Genomic DNA, 12,549 nt, shown 5'->3' on the forward strand with positions numbered 1-12,549 from the left:
CGAGCCCCGAAGGGGCGCGGCAATCTCTAAGCAAACACTTGATTTATGGAGATTGCTTCGGTCACTACGCTCCCTCGCAATGACAGACTTCGGTCATTTCTGGTCTTGGATGAGCTTTCTGAGGCGGCTTATCTGAGAAAAGAGGGAATCGAGGGCATCCTGGTCGTCAGGTTTTGATCTGGAGGCGATATCGGTGGTCAGGAACCTGGCCTTTTGCATGAGATGGTCGATCTCGCGTATCAGCCTTCCGGTCGTTTCAACCGTACCAGGCTGAGGATATTTTTTGCCCTTTGTTCTCTGAGACAGCTTAAAATATTTTGTGAGGATCTGAGGGATCTTATCGAGCGACTTCTTTGTTTTAACGATATATTCACTGGCACCGAGCTTGATGGTCTGGGCCGCTATGTTCTCATCGCCGCTTCCGGAGATGATTATTATGGGTGCGCCATTTGAACCGGCCACAATATCGGTGAGCCTCTCCGTTATACATGCGTTGTGGATATAGCATCCCGACATGATAATGTCGTAGGGGGTCTGTTCCAGAAAATCGAGGCAATCTTCAACTGTTTCAACCGTATGGATATCGATAGGGGAGAAGTGGCATTCAAGGAGCGAAGTTAAAAGCTGAAGGTGATCGGTGTTCTCTTCAAGGATCAAGACTCGTTTGAGTTCGGTCATAATCTATGCAAATGCCCGCTCATGGTGAGCCCTTCGACAAGCTCAGGACATGCCTGTCGAACCATGAATATCGATCTTCACCCTTCGACAAGCGCAGGATGAGCGGGATGCGAATTATGTCCCCTCTTGCCAGCTTGAGAGATATTTTTCCTGCTCTGGGGTCAATTTGTCAATATCCACCTTCATTGCGGCAAGTTTTAATTCGGCGATCTTTCTGTCGATGGCCTCGGGGACAGAGTATACCTTTTTGTCGAGGCTCTTGTAGTTCTTTGCGAGGTGTTCGGCCGAAAGGGACTGGTTGGCAAAGCTCATGTCCATGACGCACGAAGGATGTCCTTCGGCCGCCGCGAGGTTTATCAGTCTTCCGTCGCCCAGGATATTGACGACATTACCGTTCTTGAGCGTGAACTCTTCCACGAACTCGCGAACGTGTCTTCTTTTTGTGGAGATCTTTGCAAGTTCTTCAAGCGCTATCTCTACGTTGAAATGTCCGGAGTTGCAGACGATCGCGCCGCTCTTCATGGCCTCAAAGTGTTCGCGGCGGACGACATCTTTATTCCCGGTAACGGTGCAGAAAATGTCGCCGTCCTTTACCGCTTCGTTCATGGGTAACACTGTGTAGCCGTCCATGACAGCTTCGATGGCCTTTAGCGGATCGATCTCGGTCACCACCACCTTGGCGCCTTCTCCCTCGGCCCTCATTGCAAGGCCGCGTCCGCACCATCCGTAACCTGCGATGACAAATGTGGATCCTGCGAGGAGCCTGTTGGTGGCCCTTATGATGCCGTCTATCGTGCTCTGGCCGGTGCCGTAACGATTATCGAAGAAATGTTTTGTCTGGGCGTCGTTCACCGCGATGACGGGGAACTTTAGGACGCCGTCGTTTGCCATGCTTCTAAGCCTTATGACGCCGGTGGTCGTCTCTTCCGTTCCTCCGATAAGCGTCGGGATAAGGTCGTGTCTGTCTTTGAGTATCGTAGAGACAAGGTCGGCTCCGTCGTCCATCGTTATCGTAGGCTTGAGGTCGAGGGCTGAATTTATGTGCTTGTAGTAGGTGTTATTATCTTCGCCCTTGATGGCATGCACCGAAATGCCGGAGTTAACGACAAGAGACGATGCGACATCATCCTGTGTTGAAAGGGGGTTGGAGGCGCAGAGGACAACTTCGGCTCCGCCGGCCTTGAGGGTTTCCATGAGGCTTGCGGTCTCGGTCGTCACATGAAGACATGCGGCGATCCGCTGGCCTTTGAGAGGCTGCTCTTTTTCAAAACGCGCCTTGATCTGTTTTAGAACGGGCATATCCTGCGCCGCCCATTCGATACGAAGCTTACCCTTTTCCGCAAGTGATCTGTCTTTGATATCGAAGTTCATAGTATTAAAATCTAGAAGTCGGATGTCCGAAGTCTGAAATCCGATTTCTGACCTCTGACCTCTGACCTCCGATCTCTAATTGCCATTAAATGTTCAGCAAGTTCTTCAGCGCCGCGGCCTTGTCGGTCCTTTCCCATGTGAAGTCGGGGTCGTTCCTGCCGAAATGACCGTACGAAGCGGTTTTCTTGTAAATGGGTCTTAGGAGCTTAAGCTGGTTGATGATATCTGCCGGTTTCATCGGGAATATCTCTCTGACCGCCGCGCCGATCTTTACTGGGTCTATCTTTGCCGTTCCGTGACAGTTGACAAGTACTGATACGGGATCGGGGTAACCGATGGCGTATGCGAGCTGAACCTCACAACGGTCTGCAACGCCCGAGGCGACCACGTTCTTTGCGATATAGCGTGCCGCGTAGGATGCGCTTCTGTCGACCTTTGAAGGATCTTTGCCCGAGAAGGCCCCGCCGCCGTGGCTTCCCATTCCGCCATAGGTGTCGGCGATGATCTTTCTGCCGGTAAGCCCTGTGTCACCGTGCGGTCCGCCAACAACGAATCTTCCGGTCGGGTTAACGAAGAGCTGTGTATCTTTGTCAAAAAGGTTCGCAGGGACGACATTCTTGATTATCTGGTTGATGATGGTCTCTCTTAATTCTGCGTATTCAATATCCGGTGAATGCTGGGTCGAAATAATAACCGTATCCGCGTGCGCCGGTTTGCCGTTCTCGTATCTTATCGTGACCTGAGACTTGCCGTCCGGCCGTAAGAAGGGGAGGGTCCCCTTTTTGCGGAGCTCGGCAAGCTTTAAAGTAAGATTATGTGCAAGGGTGATGGGCATCGGCATAAGCTCTTCTGTATCCGTGCAGGCATATCCGAACATGAGACCCTGGTCTCCAGCTCCCTGCTCTTTGAAGAGGCCTTCGCCCGTGTTAACGCCCCGTGCAATATCGGGAGACTGCTTGTGTATGGCGGTGAGAACGGAGCAGCTGTCGGCATCGAATCCGATACCGGCTTCTGTATAACCGATCTCTCTGATGGTTTCTCTTGCCAGCGTCTGATAATCGACGTTGATGTTGGTGGTTATTTCGCCGGCGATGAGCACAAGCCCTGTTGTGCAGAGCGTCTCGCAGGCAACGCGGCCCTTCGGGTCCTCTTTAAGGATAGCATCGAGCACCGCATCAGATATCTGATCGGACACCTTATCCGGGTGGCCCTCGGTTATCGACTCTGACGTGAACGGATAGTTCTGTGTTGACTTCATTGTTACCCCTTTCTTTTTGCTTTTAATTTTAAGGCGCCGTTTGTAGTCCTTTTTGGGCATATAAGTCAATAAGTTTATGGCTTTGCTGTTTTTGGCTCCTCAAATATCCTCAAGTGTCGGGACATCTCGTTTTTTACGAGCTTTTCTATTTCGGAGGTTGATCTTAGCGCAAGCACCTTTTTTATCAATTCTTTCGCTTCGTTACAAGTGACGGTCCTGAGCATTTTCTTGACCCGTGGAATGGAAATAGGGTTCATCGAGAGAGCGTCCATGCCGAGGCCCAAGAACAAAAGTATATAAAGAGGGTCTCCGGCCGACTCTCCGCAGACCGTTACGTCTATTCCGGCCTTTTTGGCCGCCTCGACCGTCTTTTTGAGCATGGCGATGACCGCCGGGTCGAGCAGGTTATATAGATAGGCAACGTGGTCGTTCGTTCTGTCCACCGCAAGCGCGTATTGTATGAGATCGTTCGTTCCTATGGAGAAAAAGTCGACCTCACTTGCCAGCGCGTCGGCGCTCATGACGGCGGAGGGTATCTCTATCATTATTCCAAGTTCTATTTTAGATGAGACCTTTTTCTTCTCCTTTTTTAGCTCGTTCTTTACGCCTTCTATTATACCCTTTGCGGTCCTTAGCTCGTCGATGCCGGATATCATGGGGAGGAGCATGCGAAGATTCCCGTGAACGCTCGCCCTAAGCATGGCCCTTAACTGTGTCCTAAAAAGGTCCTTTTCAATGAGGCAGAACCTTATCGCGCGCAGGCCGAGCGCCGGATTCAGATGGTCGGCATATTCGCTTCCGGCAAAGAGCTTGTCACCGCCAAGGTCGAGCGTTCTTATCGTGACAGGGCGTCCGTTCATCTCCTCCAGCGCTGTCTTATAACTTTCGAACTGTTCCTCTTCGGAAGGATAATCCATCCTGTTTGCATAAAGGTATTCGGTGCGAAAAAGGCCCACGCCTTCGGCTCCGTGATCAAGAGCAGGCCCTATCTCCTCCACAAGTTCGATATTGGCCACGAGCTTTAATTTGCCGCCGTCCCGGGTTTCGGCCGGCAAATGGGCGTCCTTAAGGAGAATTTTTTTGACTTTTTCGAACTTGGCCTGTTCCTTTTTATATTTTGTGATCTCTTTACGGCCAGGATTTATGGTTATGGATCCGTTCAGACCGTCTATTACGACAAGGTCGTTCTCGTTTGCCTTCTTCAATATGTCTTCGACGCCGACCATGGCCGGTATCTCAAGCGACCTCGCGATTATTGCGGAGTGGGAGGTGTTGCCGCCGACGGACGTTATGAAACCTTTTACCTTTTCTTTAGGAAGGTTGACGATGTCGGCAGGAGAAAGATCGGTGGCTATCAGAATTATATTTTTCTCTTTTATTTCATAAAGGGATATCTCGATTACGCCGATAAGATTCTTTATTATTCTCTGGCAGATATAATCTATATCATACTTTCTCTGCCTGAAATATTCGTCATGTGCGTCCACGAAGGCCATTTTAAGTCTGTTCGCGGCCTTATCTATTGCCCATTCCGCGTTTATTTTGCCGTTCGCTATGTTCTTTATCGCGTGAGTAACGAGCATTTCGTCCTGCAATAGCATCTGGTGGGTATCTATTATCTGGATCTGATCTTTTCCGTGGAAGCGGCAGAGTTTTTCCTTGGTCTTTGCGAGCTGCTGCTTTGATTTTTGGATGGCGTTCTTAAAGCGGGTCATCTCCTGCGTTATCTCTTTGTCCGCTATCCAGTATTTAGGGGACGACTGTCCAATAGAGGTAAGTATGTGGGCGCGGCCTATCGCTATTCCTCTCGAGGCGCCTTCATGTTTTATGTTTATGACCTTGCTCATTCTTCGCCGAACTTTGCGTTTATCAGCGTGCCAAGTTCGTTTATTGCCTCGGATTCGTCGGCCCCGTCAGCATCGACCGTTATTTTCATCCCCTTTGCTGCGGCGAGCATAAGAACTCCCATGATGCTCTTGCCGTTGACCGATACGGAATCCTTCTTTACCGTTATGTTCGAACGGAACCTGTTGGCTATCTTTACAAAAGAGGCCGCGGCCCTTGCGTGCAGGCCCAGTTCGTTGGATATTACAAATGTCTTTGATATCATCTTCCCTCTTTCTTCAATGATCAATCTTCAAGTTCCAATCACTCCGATTTGATATTGGCAATTTGACATTCATTTATCATTGGGTATTTGTCATTTTAGTTTATCTTTCCCTCTAGTATCTTGCTCGCGATGACTATGTTCTTTCGCCCGTAGTCTCGTATGAATTCTGTCAACTCTTCAAAGGTCTTTTTCCCTCTGTCACCCGCAAGTTTTATGAGCATAGGCAGATTGATGCCGCTTATCACTTCCAGGCGTTTTCTTCCAAGGAACGAGAGGCAAAGGTTCGAAGGAGTTCCTCCGAACATGTCCGAAAGGAGAAGGACCCCTTTGCCTGAATCGACCTCGGTTATGGCAGAGGATATTTCATGGCGGTTGGATTCGACCGGTGCGTTCGAATTGATGTTGACGGCAACTATTCCATGAACGTCACGGAGGATCTTTTTTGTCACATCCACCATCTCCTGAGCGATATTATCATGTGAAACTACGACTATTCCTATCATTGTAATCCTCTATTCTATCATCTCCCAGATCTCCTTCTTCTTCTTTCCCTGGGTGATTATCTCACGGTTGAGTTTGTCCTGAAATTCCCTTGCCGAGTGGTGCCCACCCTGTTTGAGAAGATGGTTGCGCGAGGCTACTTCGACTATGGCGGCAAGGTTTCTGCCGGGTCTTACCGGTATCTGTATGAACGGAAGCCTCACATCAAGAAGGGTGTAGCGCTTGTCGTCGACCCCCAATCTGTCGTATTCAGCATTGGGGTCCCAGTCGTGGAGCTCCATCACAAGTTCAATGGCCTTGCGGTCGCGAACGGCTGATATGCCGAAGAGGTCCCTTATGTTAATGATGCCAAGGCCCCTTATCTCCATGTGATATCTAATGATCTCGGAACCCGAGCCGTAAAGGGTGGAGGGCGGTTTTTTCTTTATATTGACGATATCGTCCGCCACGAGCCTGTGGCCGCGAAGAAGGAGGTCCAGGGCCAGTTCGCTCTTACCTATTCCGCTCTTTCCGACTATGAGCACGCCGACGCCGAACACGTCCATCAGTACGCCGTGGATGGTGGTCGATGCCATGAGCGAATCTTCAAGATAGCGGGTTATCCTGTTTATGAAGGTGGATGTCAGAAGCGGGGTCTTGAATAACGGTATCTTGCCGGCCTCGCATGCATCGATCAGGTCTTTGGGTATCTCGTTATCGCAGGTGACCATGAAACAGGTGACGTCGACCTTTGCTATCGCCTTTGCTATCTCTTTTCTCTTGTCTTTGGGAAGAGATGCGAAGAACTTGATCTCCTGTTTGCCAAGGACCTGAATGCGACCATGGTAAAGGTTGGACATGTCGCCGGCAAGGGCAAGTCCCGGTTTCTGGATGAAGGGGATAAGGACCTTCTTGGAAAGGCCGGCCTTTCCCTTTATAAGGGTGAGCCTCAGGCCCTCTTCAGTATCGCGAAATATTTTGATTACAGGTATCGCTAACATGATCTCTTATCCGCCTCAATCATCGTGTTATATATCTCTTCGGCCGTTCTTGCACCTGTCAGTTTTTTCCTTAAAGATTCGTCACGCAAAAGCTTTGCAAGCCTTGCCAGCACCTTTATATGGTCCACCACCTCGTTTTTGGGGGCGAGGAGGGTGAAAAATAGGAAAGTGAGGGCCTTGTCGTGAGAGTTGAAGTCTATTCCGTCCCTTGCGATACTTATCGATATCGCGAGCCTTTCCATTCCTTCTATCTTGGCGTGTGGAATGGCTATTCCCTTTTCAATGCCGGTCGAATCGATATGTTCGCGCTCCAAAAGCGCCGTATCTATCGTCTCTTTGCTTATAGATGGATACCTTTTGTGTACTAGCGAGGATATCTCTTCCAAGATACCTTCCTTTGTCGCCGCCTTAAGGGCGGGTTCTATAAGCGATATGTCCAAATAATTTTCCAGCATCGGTTTCGTTCGACGGGTTTTAGTCCACCGGGGCCCAAATTGCAAGGATTTATGACTATTTTGACACCCTTACGTATATCTCTGAAGCAAGTGTGGAGTCGACCGCGAACTGGCCCTCGCCTAATTGAAAGAGGTAGGATGGGAATCCTGCCAGAAGCCTTATTTCGGTGCCTGGTACCACTCCCATTGAGATAAGCATCTGGGCGCGTTTTGGGTCACGGGTGTGAAGGTAGGCAACACGTCCTCCTTCGCCCGGCCTTATCCCCGCGAGAGTTGAAACAGCGGGGGCGTAGGTCTTCGCCATATCTTCGCAACACTTGCCCATGGGAATAGGCCTGCCATGCGGGCACGATCTGGGATGGCCAAGGAGCGTGCAGACGTTCTCGTCTATGCCTCTGTGAAGATGATGTTCGAACTTGCAGGCGGTATCGTGGATAAGGGAGCTTTTTACGGCCAATACGTCTGTGAGAAGCCTCTCCGCCAGGCGGTGGCGCCTTACGGCGTCTCTGGCATAGGCAAGACCGTTCTTTGTGATCTTTATCTCGTCCGGCGCGCAGTGTTCAAGTATCCCGTTGTCGAGCAATTCCTTCAACGTTTTGGTGTCCGGCATGGCGCGCAGCTTTGACAGTTTCACGCAATCGGTCGGCTTATTTTCCATCTCTGTCCAAAGCGCTTCCAACACCTCTTCTGCAGATTCGCTGAATATCATAGATAGGTCCTCCTTAAAAATTGATGCCCGCATTTATCAATGTAAAATTTAGTAAAATGCCCGTCAGAAAGGCAAATAATAACACAAAGAGCGATATTCCGAAGCCGGCCTTTAAGCCACGTTCTTTGATCGTTATTAAGAACTGCGTGATGCATGGAAGGAAGAGCGTCAGCACAACAACGGCTATCAAAAGTTGATTATTAGTGAACACGCCTTGTTTGTGGAGATCGTACAGCCCCGCCGCGCCGTAATCGCGCCTGAAAAAACCGAATATGAACGCGGGCGAGGCGCTGGCCGGAAGCCCCATCATCAGAAGCGGATAGGAGACCGCTTTTACCAATTTATCGAATATCCCCGTCAGCTGGCCGAGCCATATCAGAAAACTTGCAAGGACGAAAAGCGGAACGATCTCCTTAAAATACCACTTCATCCTGGCAAAGGTCTTGGCGAGGACGTTAGCGATTTGAGGGACCCTCATCGGCGGTATCTCAACAATGAACGAAGGTTTTGCACCGGGAACGAGCCATGAAAGCAGTGCGCCCACAAAGCCGAAGATAAGGACTATTATCACGAACCACGTCACAAGAACGTACGGTGTGCCGCCCAAAAGTCCCAAGATCACGCCTATCTGGGCGGAGCAGGGGATGCACAGAGAGAGCAGAAGAATTGCGATCAGGCGTTCACGCCTTGTCGGGAGCGTGCGCGTGACCATTGTGGCCATCGTGTCGCACCCAAGCCCCAGGACCATCGGAATAACGGCCTTGCCGGAGAGCCCTATCTTTTTAAAGACCCGATCAAGCAGAAACGAGAGCCGCGGCAGATAACCGGAGTCCTCGATGATGGCAAAGACAAAGAAGAATAGCCCTACTATAGGAAGGATGATCGCGGTCGCGTATCTTATCCCAAGAGTTAATATTCCGTATTCGCCGACCAAGAGCTGCTGTACCGCCGGCCACGGAACGTAACTTTCGGCCATATTTAAGAGCCACGGATTGATGTGATCCAGAAAGATCCCTTCCAGAAAGTTGACGACCACACCGGCACCGAAGACACCGACGAATTTATAGAGCCCCAAGTAAAGTATGAGGGCGAGGATGACGCTCCCGGTAAAAGGCGATATGATTATCTTGTCGATACGCGAGAGCCCTCTTGGCTTTTCCCTCTTTTTTATCACAAGGCCGCAGATATCAAGCGATCTTTTATACCATTCTTTCATTAGATGCTCTGAAAATGGCGGCCATTCATGGTTTGCCGTTTGGGCCTTATGTTTTGTATATTCCGAAATGGTGTGTATCAGCTGATTTATTCCCTGATTGGTTATTGCGACCGTGGCTATTACGGGGCACTCTAGCCTGTCCGAAAGTAAGGAGGTATCGATCGTCATCCCCATTGCGAGCGCCTCATCGAACATATTTATGGCGACCACGACCGGTATCCCCGTCAGTTTAAGCTGGAACGTCAGCGGCAACATCCTCTCAAGGTTCTTTGCATCGATAACATGCACGATAAGGTCTGGATATTCGTTCTCTATCACCCTAAGGCTTACACGCTCTTCTTCGGTTATCGGAAATATGCTGTAAAGTCCGGGGGTGTCAACTATTTCGCAGGTATGATCTCCTGTTTTTGCGTTTCCGCGCGAGACCTCGACCGTCGTTCCCGGATAATTGGAAACGGTGGCGTATCTTCCGGTCAGGCATCCAAATACAACGCTCTTGCCGACGTTGGGCTGGCCCACGAGCACGATTTTTTTGGTTTCAGCGGTCATTTTTGCACCTTTTACAATGGCCATACAGCTCCATTTTGTGGTTCGTGATCACAAAACCGTGAGAATCAGCCGCCTGAACCTGCAGTTTTTCCACGGCGGGGTTCAGGAACTCCTCGACACGGCCGCATTTTGTGCAGATCATATGGTCATGGTGTTCTTCTTTTTTTGTATATTCATATCTTGTGAAGCCGTCATTGAACTTTTGCGCCGAGGCAAGACCCTGCTCCATCAAAAGCTTCAGCGTTCGCCACACGGTTGTATAACCGATCTTGGGATCGATCTTCCTTGTCCGGTCGAACAGCTCATCTACCGTCACATGTCTTCCTTTGACGGCAATGGCCTCAAAGGCCTTGATGACCGAATCTCTTCGTTTTGCTTTGCGGGGTTGTTGCATGACGCGGAAATGAAACCCATTTTCATTATTTTGTCAAGCAAATTATCGGCGGTTCCTCCGTGAGCGGCGGTTAACCTTTTTGTCACTTGGAATCTTCTCTCAAATGGAAGAAAATGCTCTTACTAAAAGGTGAAAGTAAGCGTAGATGAACCCATCAGGTAATTGTCGGTTTTCAGGTGGCCGGTGACATCGATAAAACATCTGTTTTCGATGTTCGAAAAATGAACTTGCCAAGTAGTTGATAAGGTGCTCTATTTTAGGCCATGTTCAATTTTCCGGAATTTTATGCATTTATGCAGAAATTTTGCATAAACAGTATTCGGATATTGGGACGTGTTCTAATATCCGAACGCAAAACGTTCGGAATTCTGGACTCAAAAAAACTTAGCAACTTTTTCCCACATATTCCGATAAGTTAACAGAAAGGAAAATTGGTATGGATATTGCGAACAGGTTAGGCCAAATGAGCGAGCAAGCATCTGGCCCTGCCAGTGCGAGCGAGGGGGGGGTGGGTGAAAGGAGCGAAGCGAGTCGTCCCCCCCATCTTGATAGGAGGCGTAACGTGCCATACAACATTCTGTGCATAGACGATGACGCTGATTATCTGTTCGGGCTCAAGTTAGAACTCAAAAAGATGTATAATGTCTTTACGGCCCTGACGCTTGCCGAGGGGATGGAGATATTGAAAGAGGAATATGTTGATGGCGTTCTTTTGGACATGAACCTCCCCGACAGCAAAACCCTTGAAGGCCTTACAAAGATCAAGTCTAAATATGCCAACGTTGATGTGGTGATGGTCACGGCAGAAAAAAATCCAAAGTTCATAGTTAACTCCGTTCGTGAAGGGGCGTCCGATTATCTGGTAAAGCCCTATGAACTGGACGAGCTTATAGCGATCCTGGAAAAACTTCAGGCGATAAAGGCGATGCGCGACCGCCATGATGCTCTAGTAGAAAATCTTAACTCATCTGATTCGAGAACGAGGCTTTTAGGTTCAAGCCCGGCCTTCCGCGAACTTTTAACTCAGGCATCCCGTGTGAAGGGCCACAAGGCGAACGTCTTGATACTGGGCGAGAGTGGTACCGGCAAGGAACTTTTGGCGCGTTATATACACAGTCTTGAAGGCAATTCGCCAAAAAGGCCGTTTATTGCCGTAAATTGCGCGGCTATTCCCGAAAATTTGATAGAATCAGAACTATTCGGCCACGAAAAGGGCTCTTTTACCGGGGCTATTGGCAGAAAGATCGGAAAATTTGAGCTCGCTAATGGCGGTGACATTTTCTTGGATGAGATCAGCACATTAAAACCGGACCTTCAGGCAAAGATACTTAGGGTCCTACAGGAAAAAGAGGTCATTCGCGTTGGAGGCAATCAGACCGTCCACACCGATTTCAGGGTCATAGCCGCAACGAACGTTGACCTTGCAACGATGGTCGAGCGCAGTCAGTTCAGGATGGACCTTTATCACCGCCTTCGAGTAGTTCAATTGATTGTTCCCCCATTGCGCGATCGAAAAGAGGACATAGCAATGCTCGTTGCCTATTTTTTGGATAAGTTCTCTAAGGATGGGAACGTGAAGAAGATGACCGCCACCGCTTTAAATAAACTTCAGAACTACAGCTGGCCGGGGAATATTCGTGAGCTGGAAAACGTAATTCATAGCGTGGCTATTATGACGCTTGGCAATGTTATCGAAGAGAAAAATCTGCCACACTGGGCGCTTAATGGGTGCGGAGATAACGGAAAGTTTACCGGTTCGCCAATGTTGCCGGAACTTACTTTAAGCGCAACATTTAAAGATTATATAAGAAGGGCGGAAAGGGTCTACATAGAGCATATTCTAACGGTCTGTAACGGCGATAGGACCAAGGCCGCTAATGCGATGGATGTAGGAAGAACGACGCTTTATTCCAAGCTTAAAGAGCTTGATATTAATTTTGAGCTGCCGGGGGAGCGCGAATTAGGGGAAGAGGTTAGTAAGTGCAAGTTCCCAAGTTAGCAGGTTGAAGATGAAATATTTGAGCAGTCAAAAAAAGTCGAGAAGATAATTAACGGGTTCATTACTTATTTGAACCAATGTGGTCAGCAGAACAACCTGTAAACATGGTAACCTGCTAACCTGTGAACTGAAAACCAATAATCTTAAATAATCAGTGGCTCGTGATCGACGACACTCAATCGTTCAGAGAGGAGTGGCGCGAAATAATATTGAAGAACAATCTTCCGGCGCCGATAGAGATGAAAAACGCCGAGGAGCTTCATAAGAGCAACATATAGTATTTTAACCTTTGGTTAGTAATACCTTTGTTAAAAACTATAAGTATTTCT

At 49.0% G+C, this 12,549-nt stretch carries 12 protein-coding genes; 1 reads left to right on the plus strand and 11 read right to left on the minus strand.

What is annotated here, in order from left to right; all coding sequences use genetic code 11:
* Window positions 1-93 precede the first annotated feature (93 nt).
* The 11 genes from COV46_01975 to COV46_02025 form a co-directional block, all read right to left on the minus strand.
* Entirely contained in the window at window positions 94-678 is a 585-nt protein-coding gene (locus tag COV46_01975; protein PIR17941.1) for a hypothetical protein, read from the minus strand.
* 114 nt (window positions 679-792) lie between these two features.
* Window positions 793-2,049, minus strand: coding sequence for an adenosylhomocysteinase (locus tag COV46_01980; protein ID PIR17942.1), 1,257 nt, complete (start codon window positions 2,047-2,049; stop codon window positions 793-795).
* A gap of 85 nt (window positions 2,050-2,134) precedes the next feature.
* Entirely contained in the window at window positions 2,135-3,307 is a 1,173-nt protein-coding gene (locus tag COV46_01985) for a methionine adenosyltransferase (GenBank protein PIR17956.1), read from the minus strand.
* A 74-nt stretch (window positions 3,308-3,381) separates the two neighbouring features.
* Window positions 3,382-5,154 carry a phosphoenolpyruvate--protein phosphotransferase gene (gene ptsP / locus COV46_01990; GenBank protein ID PIR17943.1) on the minus strand — a complete coding sequence of 591 codons (1,773 nt, stop codon included), beginning with the start codon at window positions 5,152-5,154 and terminating at the stop codon, window positions 3,382-3,384.
* Entirely contained in the window at window positions 5,151-5,417 is a 267-nt protein-coding gene (locus COV46_01995) for a phosphocarrier protein HPr (GenBank protein ID PIR17957.1), read from the minus strand. The genes ptsP and COV46_01995 overlap by 4 nt, the downstream gene beginning before the upstream one ends.
* A 95-nt stretch (window positions 5,418-5,512) precedes the next feature.
* Window positions 5,513-5,920 (minus strand): PTS fructose transporter subunit IIA, encoded by a 408-nt coding sequence (locus tag COV46_02000; protein ID PIR17944.1) that lies wholly within the window; start codon window positions 5,918-5,920, stop codon window positions 5,513-5,515.
* A gap of 9 nt (window positions 5,921-5,929) precedes the next feature.
* Window positions 5,930-6,898, minus strand: coding sequence for an HPr(Ser) kinase/phosphatase (gene hprK / locus COV46_02005; GenBank protein ID PIR17945.1), 969 nt, complete (start codon window positions 6,896-6,898; stop codon window positions 5,930-5,932).
* Window positions 6,892-7,353: a PTS fructose transporter subunit IIA gene (locus COV46_02010; protein PIR17946.1), complete on the minus strand. Its 462-nt coding sequence runs from the start codon at window positions 7,351-7,353 to the stop codon at window positions 6,892-6,894. Before COV46_02010 ends, hprK begins: the two co-directional genes overlap by 7 nt.
* 55 nt (window positions 7,354-7,408) lie before the next feature.
* Window positions 7,409-8,095, minus strand: coding sequence for a hypothetical protein (locus tag COV46_02015; protein PIR17947.1), 687 nt, complete (start codon window positions 8,093-8,095; stop codon window positions 7,409-7,411).
* Window positions 8,076-9,827: a ferrous iron transporter B gene (locus COV46_02020; GenBank protein ID PIR17958.1), complete on the minus strand. Its 1,752-nt coding sequence runs from the start codon at window positions 9,825-9,827 to the stop codon at window positions 8,076-8,078. Before COV46_02020 ends, COV46_02015 begins: the two co-directional genes overlap by 20 nt.
* Window positions 9,817-10,221: a transcriptional repressor gene (locus tag COV46_02025; protein ID PIR17948.1), complete on the minus strand. Its 405-nt coding sequence runs from the start codon at window positions 10,219-10,221 to the stop codon at window positions 9,817-9,819. Before COV46_02025 ends, COV46_02020 begins: the two co-directional genes overlap by 11 nt.
* Window positions 10,222-10,657: 436 nt before the next feature.
* On the opposite strand from COV46_02025, the gene COV46_02030 reads away from it, so the two are divergent.
* Entirely contained in the window at window positions 10,658-12,220 is a 1,563-nt protein-coding gene (locus COV46_02030; protein ID PIR17949.1) for a hypothetical protein, read from the plus strand.
* Window positions 12,221-12,549 lie beyond the last annotated feature (329 nt).

It is taken from the genome of Deltaproteobacteria bacterium CG11_big_fil_rev_8_21_14_0_20_49_13, assembly GCA_002796305.1.
In the GTDB taxonomy this organism is placed as follows: Bacteria; UBA10199; UBA10199.